The organism is Parabacteroides caeci (genome assembly GCF_023656795.1).
GTDB lineage: Bacteria > Bacteroidota > Bacteroidia > Bacteroidales > Tannerellaceae > Parabacteroides > Parabacteroides segnis.
Map to the genome: position 1 here is coordinate 1 of NZ_JAMOKT010000022.1, position 20,148 is coordinate 20,148.

A 20,148-nucleotide genomic window follows, 5' to 3' on the forward strand; every position below is an offset into this window, starting at 1 on the left:
CTCTTTATGGAAAGAGACCTCTTATAAGATCTCACGAATCATAGTCAAGAGACTTTGGTTTGCAAAATCTTCACGTAAAAAATCCAGTCGTTAAGGTTCTATTTTCATAGTTAAGACTTTTCTATCTGCAAGATTACCTTTATTCCCCAATTACACAACTTTTTTTGAAATATTTTAATGATTTATGCCACAAAACATATTTTAATAGAAATTTTGGTGCGGTTGCCCTGGTACCTTCTGTAAGGAATCGAAGGAGAAACAAAAAAATTACTACCTTTGTCAGGTTGTGATAGAAATAAACGATTGCATGATATATAATGTATAGAAAATCAAGATGAAACAAACGAGTATACTAATCACTATTCTCTCATTTTTTCTGTTGACGGCTTGTGTGACAAAGCAGGCTAATGAGGCTGTTGTTACAGTCACGATTGAACCTCAGCGCTATTTTGCGGAAAAGATAGCAGGAGATAAATTTAAGATAAATTGTGTAGTCCCTGCCGGGCAAAGTCCTGAAACATACGATCCTACTCCCCAGCAAATGATACAGATCGGAAGAAGTATTGCTTACTTGCGCATCGGTCCTATCGGGTTTGAACAGGCCTGGATGGATAAGATACGTGAAAATAATCCGAAATTACAGGTGTTTGATACTTCTGAAGGAATGAACCTGCTGACAGATACGGAAGACGACGACCATGCACATGAACATGGCACCCACGATCATGATGCCCATGCCGGAGAGGAGGCGCATCACCATCATCATGGCGGAGTCGATCCGCATATATGGAGTTCGATTGCCGGAGCTAAGGCTGTTGCCTGGAATACGTTGAATGCATTTATTGAACTCGATCCCGAGAATACGGAGTACTTTTGGCAGAACTATAATAAACTGGTGGACGAGATCGATAAAACAAATACTGAGATAAAGCAACTGCTCGACCCGTTGACCGACCGTACATTTATTATCTACCATCCGGCACTGACTTATTTTGCCAACGAGTTTAATCTCACGCAACTTTGTATCGAGATGGACGGCAAAGAACCTTCGCCTGCACAACTGAAACGGTTGGTGGAAACAGCGCGTGCCAACAATGCCCGTGTCGTATTCATTCAACAGGAGTTCGATCAAAAGAATGCCGAACTGATTGCCAAAGAGACAGGTTGTAAACTGACTGTAATCAATCCGTTGGCTTATGACTGGACTAAAGAAATGATTCATATAGCAAAAGCACTGGCTGATGGACAAACTCATTGAAATAGATAAGATAACAGCCGCTTACGGGAATAAGACTGTCTTGAAAGACGTCTCCCTGACTGTATGGAAAGATGATTTCCTGGGCATAATCGGTCCTAACGGCGGTGGTAAAACAACACTGCTGAAGGTGATTCTGGGATTACTTCAGCCGGTATCCGGTGCGATACGTTTTTATCAGAATGGGGTTGAAGTTTCTTCTTTACGGATTGGTTATCTGCCTCAGTTGAATAATATTGACCGTAAATTCCCTATTTCCGTATGGGAAGTGGTCGCTTCGGGACTGGCTGCTGAAAAGCCTCGCTTCCGTTCTTATACGGCTGTCCAGAAGGAGCGTATTGAGGTGGTGATCCGGCAGATGGGGCTCGAAGATTTGTATACCCGTTCGATCGGAGAGTTATCGGGAGGGCAGCTACAACGTGTTTTGTTAGGCCGTTCGATCGTTTCACGTCCGCAATTACTGATTCTTGATGAACCTAACTCGTATGTCGATAAACGGTTTGAGTCGCGTTTTTACCAGTTACTGGAGGATATCAATAAAGAGAGTGCCATTATTCTGGTCTCTCACGATATCGGAACGGTCCTGGCAATGGTGAAAAATATTGCTTGTGTGAACGAGACTTTGCATTATCATCCCGGTGTGGACGTTTCGGAAGAATGGTTGGGTGAGAAATATGCCTGCCCGATCGAGTTGATCGGACACGGGAATCTGCCGCACCGCGTATTGAAAACACACGAACATTAATATTCTTAATTCCACCATGTCACACATACTTTGCTTAATCTCATTACCGGAAGCCGGTGTTATCGTAGGCATTGCCGTTATCCTGTTCGGATGCAAGGCCGTTACGCAAAATCCTTTTATCTCCAGAGGACAGAAGATTGTATGGATACTAATCATTATTGTTCTCAACTGGATTGGTCTGTTATGGTATTACTACACCTATTATATGAAGAATAAAGACTGAGTTATGAAGATATTGATTACAGGTGCAAGCGGATTTATCGGTGGTTTTCTGGTAAAAGAAGCGTTGCGCCGGGGATATGAAACCTGGGCGGGCATACGTGCCACAAGCAGCCGTGAAAACCTACAGGATGAACGGATTCATTTTATTGATCTCAAATATAACAATCGGGAGGCATTGACTGCCCAGTTGAAGGATTTTGTCCGTGAGCAGGGCGCCTGGGATTATGTTATCCATAATGCAGGTCTGACAAAGACGCTCGATAAGCGGAATTTCTTCCGTATCAATGCAGAGAATACGCATAACTTCATAGAGGCATTGGCTGCTGCCGGTTGCAAACCGAAAAAGTTTCTGTTGATGAGTAGCCTGAGCAGTTATGGGAGGGGAGACGAGGTGAATTTCCGTCCGATTCGCCTGGATGATCCGCAACAACCGGATACTGCCTATGGTAAAAGTAAACTGGAAGCGGAGAACTATGTGCGCAACCAATCTCATTTCCCTTATGTGATCCTACGTCCGACGGGTGTGTATGGCCCTGGTGAAAAGGATTATTTTATGGAGATCAAAAGCGTAAAGTCGGGATTTGACTTTGCGGTAGGATTCATTCCCCAGCGTATTACATTTATATATGTAAAGGATCTGGCGAGAGTAGCGTTCCTGGCGTTGGAAAATGAAACAATCCTTAACCGGCATTATTTTGTGGCAGACGGAGATGTGTATACCGACGAGTCATTTGCACGGATGATACAGGATATAGTAAAGAAAAGACATGTGCTGCATGCCCGCATCCCGCTGGGACTGGTTCATATAGCGTGCCATTGTTCCGAGTGGATAGGCAAATTGTTGAATAAGAGTATGACACTGAACACCGATAAATATATCATCCTGAAGCAGCGTAACTGGATTTGCGATGTTACGCCACTTCAGGATGAACTAGGTTTCACTCCTGAATACCCTTTGCGCAAAGGGTTGGAGGAAAGTATTGAGTGGTATTGTAAGGAAGGGTGGCTGTAGATCAGTCCACCTTTTTTACGCTACCGATTCCTGCCTTTTCCATTTTTATGGAAGGGTCTCCTTTATACCTGATATTCCCGCTACCGGCTATCTCGGCATAGATATTATTCGTTGCATGAGTTTCCAGTAAACCACTGCCGGCTATCTCACACGATACGTCTGATAGTAAGAAATTCAGTGCATGTATTTTCCCGCTACCGGCAATCTTGAATGCCGCTTTCTCTCCTGTGCCTGCCAGATTGAATGTTCCGGAACCGGCTATTTCACCTTTAAACTCATTCGCATACAAGGTAAGTGCATCTACGATACCGCTACCGGCTATAGATACTTCCAGTTGGTTTACCGTGACAGTATCTTTCATGTGAAGCATGACACTGCCCGCCAGGTTGAATTTGATCTTGTCGTTCGAAGACAGCTTGCTGTTTACATTGAATTTTTCTGCACCGGCCAGATCTACCTTCTTCAACTGCCTGGAATTGGAGGTAATGATGAATTGGGTCGGACGGAGGCGGAGTGTTTTATTTTCTTGTTTAGGGCGGATGACAAGCTTATTATCATCCGTCTTGAAATCGAAAAGGTCATAAATGTTCTGATCGACTGTGACTGTCAGTGTTGGTGCCGATTCTTCCTGAGTGTAATTGAAAACAGCTGCCGATGCATCGACGCTTATCTGATCGTAGTCTGAAATGTCGATCGTATGTGTCGTTACATTTCCGTCTCCTTTTACAGCAGGAAAAAATATACATCCTTGGGCAAGTAAAAGGATACTGCCCAATACTATAAGTGATAATTTCTTACTCATCTTATTTTACTTCTTCTACGGAGCCTTTACCAATAATTTTCTGTTGAACGGCTGTCGGGCCTTTATAACGGATTTTGCCTTTGCCGACAACGTTTGCCTTGAGGTTATTGGTGGGGTGAACTTCCATCGTTCCGTTGCCGGTCATTTTGCAACTCAGTTCAGGAACGTCTACACCGAAAGCCATGATCTCTCCACTGCTGGTGATGCTGTATTCACCTTCCTTGGCATTTCCTTTTTTCAGGTTGATAGTGCCGGAGCCGTTAATGCTGCACTCCAATTTGTCTACTTGGAGGTCATTGACTACCATATTGGCACTACCGGAAACATTCAACTCCAGTTTTCCTACTTTTATCAGTTCTTTTAGTTGTACCAGGCAGTTGGAGTTTGCCTTTATTTTTACTTCGTCACCGGTCAAAGAGCTGTTTATCATGAAATTTGCATTTCCGGCGGCTTTCACCTCTTTCAGCCATTTGGAGTTGGTCTTTACGATAAATTTGGTATAGTGGTCCACTTTGACTCCTTTAAAACCAACAGAAAGTTCGCGCTCCTTTATATTGATGTTGACGTATTCATGCAGGTTTTCATCAACCGTTACTTCAATATAGGGTTCTGCATTCGACTGTTCATAGTTGAAATCGATAACGCCGTCAATCTTGATGGCATTGTAATCATCGATCTTTATTTTCTTTGTAGTAAGGGTACCGTTGCCCTTCACATGATCTGCCGCCTGGACTGTAAATAACAGGCCCAGCAACATGATAATAGATAATAACCCTTTTGTTCTCATAATTTATTTGTTTAGTATTGCCTTTTCTTATAATAAATAGACGTGACTCCGATGCGGTCGGTTACAAAAATAGGAGTAATTTAATTTATAATTCCTACATTTCGTATATTTTTATAGGGAATTAAGTTTTGAAATTATAATAAATAACCCGGATATCACTATTCATCCAATGCCTTGATGAAAAGTAACTCCGGGTTTTCTAACTCCCAATATAATGATCTCTTATTTTATGTGGTCGATATCGCTGGAACCGCTTGAATGCTTTTTAACTTCCGGGTTACCTTTGTATTTGATATCGCTGCTTCCGGAAGCGTTGGCTTCCAGTTTTTCGGTAACGGTTGTGAAAATGTCACTGCTGCCGCTTGCAGAACATTTCAGTCTTTTTATAACGAAGTCGTATGCTTTGATATCACTGCTGCCGCTGCAACTATATTTTCCGTCGTTTGCTTTTCCTTTCAGATTCATGTCGCTGGAGCCTGAGGAGTGGGTATCTATTTTGTCACAAATCAGATCTGAGATTTTCAGGTCGCTGGCCCCGCTCAGGTTGATTTTGCACAGGCTGGTTATGCGTATCGGTTTTTCCAGATAAACATCACTTGCTCCGGAAGCACTGATTTCCAGGTTTTCTCCGGAGAGGGAGCTGCGCAGATAGAAATCGATGCCCCCTGATACCCCTAATTTATTTAATTCTGAGGAATGAGTTTCTATAATCAATTTGCTCGGATTAATACGAGTGCCGCGTTCTGTCTCTATCTGAAGTACGTCTCCGTTTGAGTTGAATTTCAATTCGGAAAGGAGGTTCTCGTCGATGGTGATCTTTAAGCCGGATTTACCGCCCTTCTGTGTGTAATTCACCTGGGGAGACTGGTTCTTGCCGAAGAAAGAGTTTCCGCCTGTTTCGATTCCCTGGCCTACTTTTATCTGTTTATAATCGGAGACCTGGATCTCTTTGGTTATTATATTACCGTTCCCTTTGATTTTCTCTGCAAAACAGGATATAGTGCTGAATGCGATTAAACTGATGATGGCGAATGTAATTCTTTTCATGATGTTTGTTGTTAAGTTATGTTTGTTGTTAAGTTATGTTTGTTATTTAGTTTGCACTTTTTAATTTACCGGAGCCGATGATACTTTTGCTCGTAGTTGGATTACCTTTATAATAGACATTCCCGCTTCCTACGATGTTTGCTTCCAACTGATTTCTGGTATGAGTCTGGATATTTCCGCTACCGGCTATGTTGCATTCCGTTTTGCCGGTGACGCATTCGTAGGCTTTAATGTTGCCGCTTGCTGCCAGGTTGTATTCTGCGCGGTCCGCTTTTCCTGCAATCTGGATATAACCGCTGCCTGCCAGGCTGCATTCTATTCCTGCCAGATCGATATTGGAGGCTACTACGCTCCCGGAGCTGGCCAAGTTGATTTCCAGCTTGTTTCCTTCTACTTTCTTTTCCAAAAGAATATTGCCGCTGCCTGCCATATTGATTTCCAGTTTTCCGATATTTATCGGACTGGCAATAATGAAATCACCGGAAGATACCACGTTCAACTCTTTTATTTCGCGTGAGTTGGTTATAACCTTAAATTTGGTCGGTTGGAGGTTATATGAATTACCGTTACGACTATTTTCCTTGATCTTTTTGGGACCGATTATCAATTCCTTGCCGTCTACCTGTGCTTTCAGTAACGGAAACAGATTCTCGTCGATCATGATTTTCAGATAAGGAGCGGCATCCGATTGTTCATAAACAAACTCCATGACTCCGACTGTCGATATTTCATTATAGTCGCTGATAGAAATTTCTTTGGTAATGATATTTCCGTTTCCTTCCACTTTTTCATTGGTGAAAGCAAATCCAGTCAATGTGGTCAGTAAACAGGCAATAAGAAGGGATACTTTTGTTTTCATCTGTATAATTTTTTAGTTCTTTTATTTATAAGACGAATGCTATTGCGTTTAGGTTGCAGATTTGAAAGACTTTTTTGGGAAAAAAGCGAAAAGAAAAGGGATGGACGGATAAAAAGAAAACCGCAATCCATATAATTAACGGATGCGGCTTCTTTGCTTTCCAACGAAGCAGTCTCACGATTCCTCCTTTGCAAAGACTTGTTAACCTTAGATCTAAAATACTATGAAAAAAACTCATTGCAAATATAAGAGGAATTATAATATGTGCAATATACTATCGTCTCAATTTATTGTAAATTTGTCACTTTATGACGTAAATGTTACAATTTTTGAATGATTTGTTACAGTATACCGAACTTTTTCGGGATAGAATCCATAATATCAAACAGTTCTGACACTGTTTCAGCCCGTAACATAGCGACACGTGTTTGCTTGAAATCGCTAATTCCTTTGAACAATGGAGTGGCTGCCAGGTGACGTCGGATATGCAAAATACCGCGTCGTTCGTCCAAACGTTCCACACTTTGGTTGACCTGCTGTTTAAGGATATCCAGATACCAGGTGAATTTTTCTTCCGGCAGTGTTTCCCCGGTAGTCAGGAAATGTTTCACTTCACGGAATATCCAGGGGCGTCCGATACTTCCGCGACCGATCATAACGCCATCTACTCCATAATTGTCGAAACGCTGTTTGCATATTTCGGCAGAGGTCACATCGCCGTTACCGATAATGGGGATATGCATCCGGGGATTATTTTTTACCTCACCGATCAGTGTCCAGTCCGCTTCGCCGGTGTACATCTGGGCACGGGTACGGCCATGGATAGAAAGGGCAGCGATGCCACAATCCTGCAACTGTTCGGCCAGGTCGACGATTATTTTATTATCCGCATCCCATCCCAGACGTGTTTTAACCGTAACCGGAATATTGACGGTTTTTACTACTTCTTTCGTTATTTCAAGCATCAAAGGAATGTTCCGGAGCATACCGGCACCGGCACCTTTGCCTGCCACTTTCTTGACCGGACAACCGAAGTTGATATCCAGTATATCAGGACGGGCAGCTTCGCATATTTTGGCTGCTTCCACCATTGCGTCTACTTCTTTTCCATATATCTGGATAGCGACCGGGCGTTCATCTTCGGCAACGGTCAGTTTTTCCTGTGTCTTGTTTACGCTGCGTATCAAGGCGTCGCTCGATACAAATTCCGTATAAACCATATCCGCACCGAATCGCTTACACATCAGACGGAAAGAGATATCCGTTACATCTTCCATCGGTGCCAGGAATACCGGGCGTTCACCTAAATCTATTGAGCCTATCTTCATACCTTCTTATTATAGAGCACAAAAGTACTGCTTTTCCGGTAAGAATCATGAAATAATAGCCTTCAATCTGTGATCTACTACATATTATAGTAGATTAACTATATATTGTAGTTGTATTACTAAGGAATATAGTTATATTTGTGCATTCCTTTAATAAAACAACAGATTATGAAACGATTGACATCGAAAGAAGAAGAGATATTGGGCTATTTTTGGGCGAAAGGCCCTCTGTTTGTCCGCGAACTTCTCGATTTGCAGGAGGAACCCAAGCCGCATTATAATACGCTTTCAACCATTGTTCGCACATTGGAGGAAAAAGGATATATCGGTTATAAGGTATTTGGAAATACACATCAGTATTATGCATTAATTTCGGAAGACGAATACCGGAAGAAAACCCTGAAGCAGGTGGTCGATAAATATTTCGATAATTCCTATACTCGTGTCGTCTCTACTTTGATTGAGGAAGAGGCGTTGACTCTTGACGAATTGCAAGAGTTGATACAACAGATTAAAAATAAGTAAAAACGTAGGCTTATGGGAGCTTTACTTCTGTACATACTGAAATCCACTATTTGCCTGATATTATTTTATTTAGGTTTCAAGGCGTTGCTTAGCAACGATACGTTCTTCCGTTTCAACCGGTGGGTGTTACTAGGAGGGATAGGGATCTGTATGTTGCTGCCGGTCATAAAGATACAGACTTCCGAACCTTTGTTGATACAACAACCGATAATTCATCTGGAAAAGATGATAGCCGGTGAGGAAACTGTTGCAATTCATCTTCCGGATAATAATTCCGGAGTGGATATAACTCCCGTAACCGGGCCGGCAAGGATGATCGATTGGGGACAGATCATAGCTCTCCTTTATTGGGCAGGAGTTGTTTTTTGTCTGATGACAACGTTGCTGTCGTTCAGAAAGATGTTTGTTTTGATTCGGAGTGGGCGCAAATTGCAACAGGGGCGCTATACATTAATAATAGTTCCTTCCTGTGTGTCCCCTTTCAGTTGGGGACGTTATATTATTCTTTCGGAAGAAGATTATGAGAAATATCCTGACGAGATTCTGACGCATGAAATGATGCATTTGAAATCTCATCATTCCATTGACCTGCTTTTTATGGAGTGCATTCTTTGGCTTCACTGGTTCAACCCGGCTATCTGGCTGTTGAAACGGGAGTTGAAGGATATTCATGAATACCAGGCCGATAAAGGAGTACTTACCCTGGGCATCGATGCAACAAAATATCAACTGTTACTCGTGAAAAAAGCTGTCGGCTCCAGCCTCTACACTCTTGCCAACAGCTTCAATCACAGTAAAATTAAAAAACGTATTACTATGATGTTAAAAGGTAAATCAAACAATTGGGCCCGGTTGAAGCTATTGCTCCTGGTCCCCGTAGGACTTATCGTCCTGAACGCTTTTGCCCGTCCGGAAGTAAACCGGCAGTTAGAAACGCTTGTACAGAGCAAAGATAAGGAAACTCCGCCGGAAGAGCAACAGGATATGAAGAGTTTCTTTAAGACGGAATTGGATAGTTATATGAAAAAGGTGGAACCGCAAACCCGGTTTGAACCTGATGAAATTATAGCTTTCATGAAAAAGAATACTGAGCCGAAGGATTTATTTATCAATGCTAAAGGTGATGTGCTGTTGAATAATGATTTTGCAAACTATAAAGAAAAGGAACAATTCTTGACCAAGTTGCAGGATTTATTTGAAAAAAGTAAAAAGCCTGTTTCCTTCTATTTCCTTATTGACATAAATACTCCGGAGGAAGCTACTGAGGCCGTTTTACACTTGGTAAAAGAGGCATTTGATAAGCGACAAAAAGTTGTAGGTGTTGATAAAGCCCCCTTCCTTCTGTTTGAGGATGCCAGAAATAATAAGAATTTTCCGGGAAAGGAGCAGGAAAAGAAGCAGGATGTAGCTTATTATACGGTCGATGGAAAGCAAGTGAGTCCTAAAGCGTATGAAGAGTTGAAAAAGAACTTTAAACAGATTAAACCTCGCAAGAGTGATTTAGTGGATATAAAGGGTAAAGTCGTGGAAATTCATACCTATATGAAACTGGAAGATGGCTCGACTATACCTTCGCCCGCTCTTTATGCTGAAATTTTAGAAGATGACAGTACTGCTTATCCCGTATTAATATCTTATCGAACGGCATCTTTCGAATCCGGTGTTTATGAAGCTACGCTGTCTAAAAAGATGGAGAATGTAAAAGCTACTGCTGAAAGAATAAGTAAGGGAAAAGAGAAGGTTGAGGAACTCACTGTTTTGCCGGCCAACAAAGATGTTCCATTGAGTTATCTTGAAGCAGTAAAGCAGGTTCTGGAAGAGAAAGGACTCTCTTGCGTGATTAAAAATAAGGTTCCTGACGGTGTTAAATGATTTGTTTATTTTTTATATCGGGGGCAAAAGTCAGTTTTGTCATGGCGGACTTGATCCGCCAACTCATACTATAGATTGAGTATAAGTCAAGTATGGGGTCCCGGGTCAAGCCCGGGATGACAGAACTGTCGCTCTGATAAGGAAAAATAGAGACTCACATCTGACAAATAGTGAATCATATTATAAAATCAAAATAGTTTCTAGAAGAAACTCCTATCTTTATGGCCGTTCAAAACCGGACCACTTTGGACGAAAATGATATTGAAACAGATGAGATATAAGATAGGAATAGTTTTTTTCATTTACCTTTTCGTTGCCTGTTCTTCAACTGAGCGAAAAGAGGCTGTAACTGTCGGGGAACTTTTCCGGCAGGCTGCTTTCTATGGGGAAAGGTTACAGTATATTCCAGCCTTGGATACTTATCAAGAGGCTATCAGGCTGGCCGAAAAGGATAAAGACAGCCTTGCTCTTTCTCATGGTTATCTGGAAATGGGAAAAATTTACCGGAATCAATCTCTAAAGCAAAAGGCCCTGCAAAGCGAGAAAAAAGCATTGTCTTATCTCGGAGGTGCAGGCGGTGATTCTCTTCGAACGGTGCTTTACCGGGAGATGGGGGATATTTATATGTTGTCCCGAATGCCGGACAGTGCCTTCTATTATTATCAAATGGGCGATTGCCGGATAAAGCAGGCAAAAGTATTGCAGCAGGGAGGAAAGTATAAGGAGTCGGAGGCTTTACTGAAAACTGAATTGGAACAAACAATTCCCCAAGAAGAAAAAGCGGAACTCTTTCTGGCTCTGGCCGATTTGCAAATAAACATGGGTAAATTGGAAGACGCTGAAACAAATTTAAGCCAGGTACCCTCTTCCCATCCGCATTTATATGCCGCTTTGTCCCGGATTGCCCAATGTCGCGGAGACAGTCTGCAAGCTGATTTTTATCAAAAGAATTATCTCCATAACCTGTCCGTTTTGCGACGGCAGCAGGAAGACAATCAAATAACTCAACTTCTCTGGACTTCGGAGCAGAAAGAGTGGGAGAGACGTCTCTCGAATGCTGAAAATACTCAAACAGGGCGGCTGTATCTCTGGAGCGCCCTGTTTATCCTTTGCGGTACAAGTCTCTTGGGTTATTCCCGTTACCGGAAGAAAAAGGCGGCCGTCTCCCTGTCGGAAACAGATTTCCTCTCTTCGGAAATTTATCAGCGTTTCCACCGGAAAGAAGAATGGCGGCCGGGCACTAAAGACTGGGAAGAGTTGTTGCAAGCCTTCAACCGGACCTACCCGGAGTTTCGCGAACGGCTGAAAAAGAAAATACCGAAACTGAGTGAACAGGAATGGCGCATGTGCTGCCTGATTAAAATGGATGTTCCCCCTTCTACAACGGCCATGTTGCTCTGTTGTACCAATCAGGCTATTTCGATGCGTCGTGTCCGTCTTTACCAGAAAATGACGGGTGAAAAGGGAACACCGGAACTGTGTGACTCCTTTATTCGTGCTTTTTAAGCAGATGTGAAACCGTGAAGGAGACTGTTTCTTCTACTTTTGTCAGAAAAAAGCGTATGAAAAAGATGTTATTAGGGCTCATGGCAGCCATGATGGTTTTAACCGGATGCGGATCGAAGCAGTCGGCCGGCGAATTATCGGAGATTAATTTGACGGCAAAAACGTTTTCTTCCGATAAGGTTGGAATAGCGGACGAAATAGAATCTATTGAGTATATTCCTTTGGAGTTGACCGATGAATCTCTGATTGCAAACGTATTGGATTTATGTGTTTCCGATGAGTATATCTTTATTTATTCTACCCGGCAGGAAAGCGTTTTACAGTTTGACCGGAAAGGAAAGTTTGTCCGTCCTATCGCAAAGACAGGGAACGGTCCGGGAGAAGTCGCACAGATTATATCGCTCACCATCGATGAAGAAAACCGCCTTTTTTGTGTTAACGAGTATTTTTCTACCTCGTTCTACTCTTTTGACGGCGAATTTATTAAAAAGATAACGAGCCTGCGTCCTAACTCTTATCAGCTTTCCGTCGGAGCGAATACGATGGCCGAACTAGGCCGGATGTATGTCCCTATGAATATTCCGGGAATGTTCAGCCTTGGAATTTTCAACTGGGCTACGGACGATACGATTGCATTTCGGCGGACGATTGGAAATGTGGGTTTAATGCCACTGGAAGAAGTCAGTTTAAAAGGATGGATATATAATGGCAGCATAGATGGCTGGTTTTGCTATTCGGATGGGATAGATACCGTCTGGAATGTGAATGCAAAAGCAATTTCACCGGCATTTCTTATCAGGCATGGTTATTCTGCTGCCGATGAGGAAGAAATACGTTCTTCTAAAACAGGAAATGCCGCTGTGGATGGTAAATTCAGTATTTTCAATATCTTTGAGACTCCCCGGTCTTATTTTGTCAAATGCTTTAAAGGTTCCGACCAATCTAAATTCTTTTTGTACAGCCTGAATAAAGAAACCGGAGCCTTGTGTCGTGAGGCTTCTCTTATCGACGCAGACGAATTGTTCGGATATAACAGGGCTTTGACCGGCATCGGTATCCGTAATGAAACGGACGGGGGACTTCCCATCTGGCCTTTCTTCTCTTTTCCGGCTAAAAAACTGATGATACAATTCAATACGGCGGTAGAAATAGAATATCTCAAAGAGAAATATCCCGATCTCAGGAAACACCCTGTCCTGCAACAGATAACGGAAGATTCGAATCCGCTCGTTACTATTTATCATTTACGTTGAAAGGCTTAAAAGGTATCGGATGAAGCGTTTTATAGATAAGCTTGTTACCCGGAAAAGTTCCTGACCGTTTTTGCTGCCGACAATTGTGAGCAGGCCTGTCGACAATTATGTGCAAGCCTGTCGATAATCGTCGGCAGGCCTGCGCATAATTATCGACAGCCGGCAGGATTGGATTGTTTTTTCGAAAGCATACCGGTAAGAGGCTAAAAGTTAACCGATTTTATTCATGTAATATTAGGAAGAAACCCGTATCTTTGTGGTTTCTAATTTAAAACCAAACAGCTTTGAACGAAAAAGATTTTGAAATAATGGCGCCGGTAGGTTCGTATGAATCGTTGATGGCGGCTATTCAGGGAGGTGCCGACTCTATCTACTTCGGCATTGAAGGACTGAACATGCGTTCGCGTTCTTCCAATAATTTCACGACAGACGATTTGCGCAAGATTGTTTCTATCTGTAAGGAACACGGGATTAAAAGTTATCTGACGGTCAATACGGTTATTTACGGGGAAGACCTGGCTCTGATGCGCGAGATTATCGATGCGGCGAAGGCGGCGGAAGTCTCTGCCATCATTGCGGCGGATGTGGCTGCAATGAGTTATGCGAACCGTATCGGACAGGAGGTGCATCTTTCTACCCAGTTGAATATTTCGAATGTGGAGGCGCTGAAGTTCTATGCCCAGTTTGCCGATGTGGTGGTGCTGGCCCGCGAGTTGAACCTGAAGCAGGTTTCTGAAATCTATCAGCAAATCGTTGAGCAACAGATTACCGGTCCGGGAGGCGAACTGATTCGTATCGAGATGTTTGCACATGGCGCTCTGTGTATGGCTGTCTCCGGCAAATGTTACCTGAGTTTGCATGAGATGAATGCCTCTGCCAACCGCGGGGCCTGCATGCAGATTTGCCGCCGCGGCTATACGGTGAAGGATAAGGACAGCAATATCGAACTGGATATAGAGAACCAGTATATCATGTCGCCCAAAGACCTGAAGACGATTCATTTCATGAACAAGATGATGGATGCAGGTGTCCGGGTATTTAAGATTGAAGGTCGTGCCCGTGGACCCGAATATGTGCGTATCGTAACGGAGTGTTACAAGGAGGCGGTGAAGGCTTATTGCAACGGAAGTTATGATGAAGAGAAAATCGCTGTTTGGGACGAACGTCTGAAAAGTGTCTTTAACCGTGGTTTTTGGGATGGTTATTATCTGGGGCAGCGCCTGGGTGAATGGAGCAGCAAGTATGGTTCCGGTTCGACCAAAAAGAAAGTCTATGTGGCGAAAGGAATCAAATATTTCAGCGGTATCGGTGTGGCGGAGTTTGAAATGGAATCGGGTTCGCTGAAAGTGGGCGACGAGATCCTGATTACTGGGCCGACAACCGGTGCGGTGATGCAGACTATCGATGAAATACGTGTCGACCTCAAACCGGTGGAAGAGACTGTCAAAGGCGAACGCTTCTCCTTTAAAGTCTCCGATAAAGTACGTCCTTCGGACCGTCTTTATAAAATGGTATCTACGAACGATAAAGAACTGAAATAATGAAAGAGTATATTTTTAAACTGACAGACAAAGTGCGCGACTACGAATGCGACTTGCAGGGTGTGGTGAATAACTCCAACTATCAGCATTATATGGAACATACCCGTCATGAGTTCCTCGAGTCGCTGGGAGAGAATTTCGGTGCCATGCATGATAAGGGAGTGGACGGGTTTGTCTCTCATGTGGAGATCGATTACAAGACCTCTTTGAAGAGCGGTGACAGCTATATCTCCTGCCTGAATGTATATAAGAAAGGCGTAAAGTTGGTCTTTGAACAGGATATCTACAGAGCCTCCGACGGTGCGCTGGCAACTAAGGGGAAAGTCGAATCGGTTGTCGTACAGGACGGCAAGCTGACCCGCGGCGAATATTTTGACGAAATGTTGAAAAGGATACAAGACAAACTATGACAGTATCATGACAGATAAACGGATTTACCAGATTGGCTTAACTATGATAAACGGGGTGGGAGATGTCCTGGCCCGTCAGCTTCTGCAAACCTTCGGCGACGCAGAGGCTGTCTTTGCGGAAAAGAGACAGACGTTGGAGAAGATTCCGGGTTTCGGCAGCCTTACCGCTGCTGCCGTCAAAAGCCCGGAAGTGCTTCTGCAAGCCGAGAAAGAGTTGACTTTTATTGAAAAGAACCAGATAAGCTGTTATTTCCTGACAGATGAGAGTTACCCCAAACGTTTGAAAGAGTGCTCCGACGCTCCTGTGCTACTTTATTTTAAAGGGAAGGCCGACTTGAATAATACACATATTGTCAGTATTGTCGGGACGCGCCACATAACAGAATATGGCAGGACAATGACGGAAGAGTTGATACATGCCTTGTCGGTCTCTTATCCGGATTTGCTGGTCGTGAGCGGACTGGCTTATGGCGTCGATATCTGTGCCCATCGGAGTGCGCTGAAGTATGGACTGCCGACTGTAGCAGTATTGGCTCATGGTCTGGACCGCATCTATCCTTCCTCACATCGCTCCGTAGCCGTTGAAATGTTGTCTCATGGCGGATTGTTGTCCGATTTTCCCAGCGGAACGGAACCGGATAAACCGAACTTTGTCCGGCGTAACCGGATTGTTGCCGGATTAGCGGAGGCAACGGTTGTTATGGAATCGGCAGAAAAAGGGGGCTCGCTTATTACGGCTGACCTTGCTTTTTCCTATGGGCATGACGTCTATGCATTCCCCGGGCGGGTAAACGATTATTATTCCAAAGGATGCAACGCGCTAATCCGCCAGAATAAGGCGGGTTTGATAACATCGGCTTCCGATTTGGTGTCGGCACTTTGTTGGGACGTGAATAAAGCGCCTTCGCCTGCCCCCGTCCAGGCTGAATTGTTTTTTGAAGAAGACGACCGTGCCGGAACAGTCATAAAACTTCTTCACGAAAAGGGAGAAATACATATCGACCAACTGGCAACGGAACTGAATCTGCCTGTCCGTGAACTGTCTTCCCTACTATTTGAACTGGAAATGAACGGACGGATTAAGACGCTGCCGGGAAATATCTATAAATTGGTCTGACATGATTTGATTACGTCCTTTGAATAAAAACAACGGCTCGGGTATTTTGTTTTAGAGATGTAGATAGTTTCTTTTGTGTAAACAGGAAGTATCTTTATCTTTGTCAAAAGCATTTATTATGGAATTGCGAACAGCGAATGTAGTCAGATATATTATGCCTCTCCGGGAGGGAGGTTCGTTGCCGGCTTTGGCAGAAGCCGACGATGAATATAAATATGTCGTAAAGTTCCGGGGAGCCGGTCATGGAACCAAGGCCCTGATAGCCGAATTGATTGGCGGTGAAATAGCGCGGGCATTGGGTTTTCGTGTGCCTGAACTGGTCTTTCTTAACCTCGATGAGGCCTTTGGTCGTACCGAAGGGGATGAGGAGATACAGGATTTATTGCAGGCAAGCCGTGGTTTGAACCTGGGATTGCATTTCCTGTCGGGTGCCCTGACATTTGACCCGGTAGTCAATAAGGTCGGAGAAAAACTCGCATCCCAAATAGTCTGGCTGGATGCCCTCCTGACGAATGTGGACCGTACGACCCGCAATACGAATATGCTGATGTGGCATAAGGAATTATGGCTGATTGACCATGGTGCGTCACTCTATTTCCATTATTCATGGTCGAACTGGCGCAAACATGCTTTAAGCCCGTTTATCCAGATTAAAGACCATGCCCTGTTGCCGGAAGCCGGTAAGTTGGAGGAAACGGATGCCGAATTTAAACGTATTCTTACTCCGGATAAAATCCGTGAAATTGTTTCTCTGGTTCCGGACGACTGGTTGCAGTGGAACGAAAGTCCCGGTACGCCGCAGGAAATAAGAGACGTTTATATTGAGTTCCTGACAGAAAGGATTGCCCATTCCGAAACATTTATAAAAGAAGCGCAGCATGCAAGGAAAGCACTTATATGAATACGCCGTTATCCGTTTTGTTCCCCGGGTGGAACGGGAGGAGTTTATTAATGTGGGTCTTATCATGTTCTCTAAACGGGCCCGGTTTATAAAGGCGCGTTATCAGGTGGATGAAAAGAAGCTCTGCCTGTTCTCTTCCGAATTGGATATGGATTCGCTGTATGCCGGTCTGAAAGTATTCGACCACATCTGCTCCGGCACTGCCGACGGTGGCCCGATAGCCTCTATGGATATTCCCGAGCGTTTCCGTTGGCTGACGGCAGTGCGTAGTTCTTCCATCCAGACTTCGCGTCCGCATCCCGGCTTTTCGACTGACCTGGAGGTTACGTTTGAAAAGTTGTTTGCGGAGTTGGTTCTGTAAACCGGCGAATACGTTTTCCCAGAGTAAAAAAGCTCTCTTTAATTGTTAATTTTAGCAGTTTTTGCCAGTATTGTATATAGTTTTATCTTAGCTAACACTTTTTGGCGAAAGATGCTTGGAGGCTTAACATATATTGTCTGTAAAAAGCTTGACAAACGCTTGCTACAGGTGTATCTTTGTACTGTGGTTTTTTCATAATAGTATTAGATTTAAGGTTAACAAAGTTTGATTAGGGCTTGTCGTGAGACAGGCTTTAATTGTTTTTACCCGGAATATTTCTGTTATATGAGTTTTATTGGTTACTTTTGTGAATAATCAGCAACCCAGTTGTTTATAAAATCGATTATAAATGATATCTATCTTTACTTATATATTTATTGCTATAGCAGGGATTATTCTTTTAGTTTTTATTGCCGGCCTTCTTTTGCCGGATGAAAGAACTGCAACCAGTGAATGTTTTTATAATGCTTCACCCGAGAAGGTGTATAATGCACTCATCAATAATGCCGATTACGGTTATCGCAGTGATCTGGAAGAGATTGTTATTGTGGAAGAGAAAGACGGTATAGAAGTCTGGGATGAAATAGCGAAAAACGGCTCCGTTATCCGGTTCAGGACAGCCCGTAAAGTACCTCATTCCTTATATGAATTTGAAATTGTGAAAGGAAACGGATTCACCGGATACTGGAAAGGCGAACTGAAAGTAACCAGTACAGGAGGAACTCATTTTACATCGACGGAAATTATCCGGATGAAGAATCCTTTTCTGAAAGTCGCTTCCCGTCTTTTCTTTGATCTGGAAAAGTTTATGCATACTTATCAGAATGACCTGCGCGTGAAACTTAGTGAAGATATAGCCTGAAAAAAGGGAGTCTTAATCGACTCCCAGGAATTTGAATGGTTTAGCTTCGACAAATTGGTTTGCTGTGTTGCCAGCATAGGTTTTACCGCTAACCAGGTCAAGCATCTTCACCGGTGCCTTTTCTGAAAAATCCACATCTTGTAAATTTACCCAGAATACATTAGGCTGGATGGTCGATTCAAAGAAATAAACCTTGTTCTTTTGGTCGGAAACGGTTCTCCATCTTGTCGATGAGATATTCGGTTCATTAGGTGTTGTGATACCTAATGGTACTGATGTATTACGGATTACACTGAATACACTGGCAACAGCCGTACGGGTATCCGCCACTTTCGGAATAGCATTAATATAGAAAGAGGCTCTAACAAAACGGTCGGCAGCGCGGTTGGTTCCAGGTAGGAATGTCGTTCCCCCGATATTTTTCCAGTAATCATTCAAGGCCAGTTGCTGGTCGAAAACCGGAGAGTTAGTCATTACCTGGTATGACTTATCGTGGTGGATTTTCAATTCTCCGCCGATATATTCAAAGATAGCATTGTCACCGTCGGCATCCGAGATGGAAAGATGTAATGTTGCCATGCGGGTTCCGTCAGGCATCATGTCCGATACAACTTCGAAGGTACCTTTTTCAACATAAGAAACCGCTTCGTCGACCGTGGCGAAATTGTCCAGTATATATTGAACCCAGGCTGCAATGGACAGTCCCGGTTTTTTGCCATCCCACTGCGGGTATTCCGACTCTGCCAGCCAGAGCAGGTTGGCGACCAGTCCTTTTTCGTTCATCCCGTCCGTACTGCAAATATCGTAGGCGGAAGCAACTACACTTCCATATTTGGAAGTCCATTCAAGCGGATTCTTTCCTATTTCTCCATTACGCTTCATACCTCGCGGAAATATCCACAGGTTACTGCGGGTATCTTCTTTCCAGTCCATCGACCGGGCGGTCAGAACCGTATTGTCTTTTCCCTGATAAACAACCCGGGTGCAGGCTTCAGTGGAATTTAACTGGGCGCCCGCTGTAATTGTGGCTAGCACTATACCCCATTTCTGTATACGTCTCATAATCTTATCGTTTTACTTCATATATAAACGATGAAGAGGTTGTAATGTTTAAGTAATCTGACTCTTTTTACGCTGTAGAAGAGTGGATTTAAGGAATTGGTCAGAAATCGCTTATTCCGGTCAGTACCAGGAGTACCGGTAGATAATCTTTCAACCGGCTACGGAATAGTTTCAGTGCTTTCGAAATATGGAATTCTACTGTTTTGATACTGACTTCCAGTTCGGCTGCAATTTCCCGGTTGGTTTTGCTTTCATACCGGCTTTTAAAGAAGATCGCGCGGGTCTGTTCCGGCAGTTCGTTTAATGTTTTTCGGATGATCTCTTTGACTTCGACGGTGAAGAGGTCTGACGGGTCGCACGACTCCAGGGACGAGATACGAAAATTCAGTTCCCGCTGCCGGTGATCATATAACTGGTCTTCCACATCTGTACGGATGACTTGGTGGCGTAAGTGGTTGAGTGACTTGTTTTTTACAGTTGTTAATATGTATCCGGGAATATTGGTGTCGGCTGGCAGTTCTTTTCTTTTTTCCCAGTATTGGATGATTGCCTCCATGTAAATATCCTCCGCGGCGGCCATATCCCTTACGTATGAATTGGCAAACAGAATGAACGGCTCTTTGAATTGACCGAAGAGCGTTGAAAATAGTGAAGATTCCGTTTGTTGTTCTCCCATAACAG

General features: G+C 43.5%; 21 protein-coding genes. 14 read left to right on the forward strand and 7 right to left on the reverse strand.

Annotation, left to right across the window (positions count from 1 at the left end; all coding sequences use genetic code 11):
• Nucleotides 1-334 precede the first annotated feature (334 nt).
• The 4 genes from NBH15_RS12505 to NBH15_RS12520 are packed head-to-tail and all read left to right on the forward strand — an operon-like array spanning nt 335 to nt 3,234.
• Nucleotides 335-1,258, forward strand: a complete 924-nt coding sequence (locus tag NBH15_RS12505) for a metal ABC transporter solute-binding protein, Zn/Mn family (protein WP_250822784.1) — start codon at nt 335-337, stop codon at nt 1,256-1,258.
• The gene (locus NBH15_RS12510; RefSeq protein ID WP_007655805.1) at nt 1,242-2,000 is read left to right on the forward strand and encodes a metal ABC transporter ATP-binding protein; all 759 of its coding nucleotides are present in this window, start codon (nt 1,242-1,244) and stop codon (nt 1,998-2,000) included. The genes NBH15_RS12505 and NBH15_RS12510 overlap by 17 nt, the downstream gene beginning before the upstream one ends.
• Before the next feature lie 16 nt (nt 2,001-2,016).
• Nucleotides 2,017-2,223, forward strand: a complete 207-nt coding sequence (locus tag NBH15_RS12515) for a hypothetical protein (RefSeq protein WP_128133125.1) — start codon at nt 2,017-2,019, stop codon at nt 2,221-2,223.
• Between the two features lie 3 nt (nt 2,224-2,226).
• A complete protein-coding gene (locus tag NBH15_RS12520; RefSeq protein WP_250822785.1) occupies nt 2,227-3,234 on the forward strand; it encodes an NAD-dependent epimerase/dehydratase family protein in 1,008 nt (335 codons plus the stop codon).
• Nucleotide 3,235: 1 nt separating this feature from the next.
• On the opposite strand, the gene NBH15_RS12525 is transcribed toward NBH15_RS12520, so the two are convergent.
• The 5 genes from NBH15_RS12525 to dusB form a co-directional block, all read right to left on the reverse strand.
• On the reverse strand, nt 3,236-4,036 hold the full coding sequence (locus tag NBH15_RS12525) for a head GIN domain-containing protein (protein WP_250822786.1): 801 nt from the start codon (nt 4,034-4,036) through the stop codon (nt 3,236-3,238).
• Nucleotide 4,037: 1 nt separating this feature from the next.
• Nucleotides 4,038-4,823 (reverse strand): head GIN domain-containing protein, encoded by a 786-nt coding sequence (locus tag NBH15_RS12530; protein ID WP_128133123.1) that lies wholly within the window; start codon nt 4,821-4,823, stop codon nt 4,038-4,040.
• Between the two features lie 222 nt (nt 4,824-5,045).
• On the reverse strand, nt 5,046-5,870 hold the full coding sequence (locus tag NBH15_RS12535; RefSeq protein ID WP_128133122.1) for a head GIN domain-containing protein: 825 nt from the start codon (nt 5,868-5,870) through the stop codon (nt 5,046-5,048).
• 46 nt (nt 5,871-5,916) lie between these two features.
• The gene (locus NBH15_RS12540) at nt 5,917-6,729 is read right to left on the reverse strand and encodes a head GIN domain-containing protein (protein ID WP_128133121.1); all 813 of its coding nucleotides are present in this window, start codon (nt 6,727-6,729) and stop codon (nt 5,917-5,919) included.
• Between the two features lie 341 nt (nt 6,730-7,070).
• On the reverse strand, nt 7,071-8,057 hold the full coding sequence (gene dusB, locus NBH15_RS12545) for a tRNA dihydrouridine synthase DusB (protein ID WP_128133120.1): 987 nt from the start codon (nt 8,055-8,057) through the stop codon (nt 7,071-7,073).
• A gap of 168 nt (nt 8,058-8,225) precedes the next feature.
• Here dusB and NBH15_RS12550 point away from each other — a divergent pair, with 168 nt between their 5' ends.
• The 10 genes from NBH15_RS12550 (at nt 8,226) to NBH15_RS12595 (ending at nt 18,405) form a co-directional block, all read left to right on the forward strand.
• Complete coding sequence (locus tag NBH15_RS12550; RefSeq protein WP_010801464.1) at nt 8,226-8,582, forward strand: BlaI/MecI/CopY family transcriptional regulator; 357 nt, start codon at nt 8,226-8,228, stop codon at nt 8,580-8,582.
• 12 nt (nt 8,583-8,594) lie between these two features.
• Nucleotides 8,595-10,454 carry a M56 family metallopeptidase gene (locus NBH15_RS12555; protein WP_244050350.1) on the forward strand — a complete coding sequence of 620 codons (1,860 nt, stop codon included), beginning with the start codon at nt 8,595-8,597 and terminating at the stop codon, nt 10,452-10,454.
• Between the two features lie 270 nt (nt 10,455-10,724).
• Nucleotides 10,725-11,960, forward strand: coding sequence for a tetratricopeptide repeat protein (locus NBH15_RS12560; protein WP_250822787.1), 1,236 nt, complete (start codon nt 10,725-10,727; stop codon nt 11,958-11,960).
• 56 nt (nt 11,961-12,016) lie between these two features.
• Nucleotides 12,017-13,213, forward strand: a complete 1,197-nt coding sequence (locus tag NBH15_RS12565) for a DUF4934 domain-containing protein (protein ID WP_250822788.1) — start codon at nt 12,017-12,019, stop codon at nt 13,211-13,213.
• A gap of 284 nt (nt 13,214-13,497) precedes the next feature.
• Nucleotides 13,498-14,754, forward strand: coding sequence for a peptidase U32 family protein (locus tag NBH15_RS12570; protein ID WP_250822789.1), 1,257 nt, complete (start codon nt 13,498-13,500; stop codon nt 14,752-14,754).
• A complete protein-coding gene (locus NBH15_RS12575; protein WP_007655786.1) occupies nt 14,754-15,164 on the forward strand; it encodes an acyl-CoA thioesterase in 411 nt (136 codons plus the stop codon). Before NBH15_RS12570 ends, NBH15_RS12575 begins: the two co-directional genes overlap by 1 nt.
• A gap of 7 nt (nt 15,165-15,171) precedes the next feature.
• On the forward strand, nt 15,172-16,281 hold the full coding sequence (gene dprA, locus NBH15_RS12580; RefSeq protein WP_128133117.1) for a DNA-processing protein DprA: 1,110 nt from the start codon (nt 15,172-15,174) through the stop codon (nt 16,279-16,281).
• Between the two features lie 118 nt (nt 16,282-16,399).
• On the forward strand, nt 16,400-17,182 hold the full coding sequence (locus tag NBH15_RS12585) for a HipA family kinase (RefSeq protein WP_186958469.1): 783 nt from the start codon (nt 16,400-16,402) through the stop codon (nt 17,180-17,182).
• Nucleotides 17,160-17,543, forward strand: coding sequence for a DUF3037 domain-containing protein (locus NBH15_RS12590; protein ID WP_128133116.1), 384 nt, complete (start codon nt 17,160-17,162; stop codon nt 17,541-17,543). Before NBH15_RS12585 ends, NBH15_RS12590 begins: the two co-directional genes overlap by 23 nt.
• 349 nt (nt 17,544-17,892) lie before the next feature.
• Complete coding sequence (locus tag NBH15_RS12595) at nt 17,893-18,405, forward strand: hypothetical protein (RefSeq protein WP_128133115.1); 513 nt, start codon at nt 17,893-17,895, stop codon at nt 18,403-18,405.
• A 12-nt stretch (nt 18,406-18,417) separates the two neighbouring features.
• On the opposite strand, the gene NBH15_RS12600 is transcribed toward NBH15_RS12595, so the two are convergent.
• Both NBH15_RS12600 and NBH15_RS12605 read right to left on the reverse strand, forming a co-directional pair.
• Nucleotides 18,418-19,467 (reverse strand): linear amide C-N hydrolase, encoded by a 1,050-nt coding sequence (locus NBH15_RS12600; protein WP_128133114.1) that lies wholly within the window; start codon nt 19,465-19,467, stop codon nt 18,418-18,420.
• Nucleotides 19,468-19,567: 100 nt separating this feature from the next.
• Complete coding sequence (locus NBH15_RS12605) at nt 19,568-20,143, reverse strand: RNA polymerase sigma-70 factor (RefSeq protein WP_128133113.1); 576 nt, start codon at nt 20,141-20,143, stop codon at nt 19,568-19,570.
• Nucleotides 20,144-20,148: the final 5 nt, after the last annotated feature.

Excerpts from the sequence above, each read along its gene's own strand:
- NBH15_RS12505 (WP_250822784.1), top strand. The coding sequence starts at position 335 with ATGAAACAAACGAGTATACTAATCACTATTCTCTCATTTTTTCTGTTG.
- NBH15_RS12510 (WP_007655805.1), top strand. The coding sequence starts at position 1,242 with ATGGACAAACTCATTGAAATAGATAAGATAACAGCCGCTTACGGGAAT.
- NBH15_RS12515 (WP_128133125.1), top strand. The coding sequence starts at position 2,017 with ATGTCACACATACTTTGCTTAATCTCATTACCGGAAGCCGGTGTTATC.
- NBH15_RS12520 (WP_250822785.1), top strand. The coding sequence starts at position 2,227 with ATGAAGATATTGATTACAGGTGCAAGCGGATTTATCGGTGGTTTTCTG.
- NBH15_RS12525 (WP_250822786.1), bottom strand. The coding sequence starts at position 4,036 with ATGAGTAAGAAATTATCACTTATAGTATTGGGCAGTATCCTTTTACTT.
- NBH15_RS12530 (WP_128133123.1), bottom strand. The coding sequence starts at position 4,823 with ATGAGAACAAAAGGGTTATTATCTATTATCATGTTGCTGGGCCTGTTA.
- NBH15_RS12535 (WP_128133122.1), bottom strand. The coding sequence starts at position 5,870 with ATGAAAAGAATTACATTCGCCATCATCAGTTTAATCGCATTCAGCACT.
- NBH15_RS12540 (WP_128133121.1), bottom strand. The coding sequence starts at position 6,729 with ATGAAAACAAAAGTATCCCTTCTTATTGCCTGTTTACTGACCACATTG.
- dusB (WP_128133120.1), bottom strand. The coding sequence starts at position 8,057 with ATGAAGATAGGCTCAATAGATTTAGGTGAACGCCCGGTATTCCTGGCA.
- NBH15_RS12550 (WP_010801464.1), top strand. The coding sequence starts at position 8,226 with ATGAAACGATTGACATCGAAAGAAGAAGAGATATTGGGCTATTTTTGG.
- NBH15_RS12555 (WP_244050350.1), top strand. The coding sequence starts at position 8,595 with ATGGGAGCTTTACTTCTGTACATACTGAAATCCACTATTTGCCTGATA.
- NBH15_RS12560 (WP_250822787.1), top strand. The coding sequence starts at position 10,725 with ATGAGATATAAGATAGGAATAGTTTTTTTCATTTACCTTTTCGTTGCC.
- NBH15_RS12565 (WP_250822788.1), top strand. The coding sequence starts at position 12,017 with ATGAAAAAGATGTTATTAGGGCTCATGGCAGCCATGATGGTTTTAACC.
- NBH15_RS12575 (WP_007655786.1), top strand. The coding sequence starts at position 14,754 with ATGAAAGAGTATATTTTTAAACTGACAGACAAAGTGCGCGACTACGAA.
- dprA (WP_128133117.1), top strand. The coding sequence starts at position 15,172 with ATGACAGATAAACGGATTTACCAGATTGGCTTAACTATGATAAACGGG.
- NBH15_RS12585 (WP_186958469.1), top strand. The coding sequence starts at position 16,400 with ATGGAATTGCGAACAGCGAATGTAGTCAGATATATTATGCCTCTCCGG.
- NBH15_RS12590 (WP_128133116.1), top strand. The coding sequence starts at position 17,160 with ATGCAAGGAAAGCACTTATATGAATACGCCGTTATCCGTTTTGTTCCC.
- NBH15_RS12595 (WP_128133115.1), top strand. The coding sequence starts at position 17,893 with ATGATATCTATCTTTACTTATATATTTATTGCTATAGCAGGGATTATT.
- NBH15_RS12600 (WP_128133114.1), bottom strand. The coding sequence starts at position 19,467 with ATGAGACGTATACAGAAATGGGGTATAGTGCTAGCCACAATTACAGCG.
- NBH15_RS12605 (WP_128133113.1), bottom strand. The coding sequence starts at position 20,143 with ATGGGAGAACAACAAACGGAATCTTCACTATTTTCAACGCTCTTCGGT.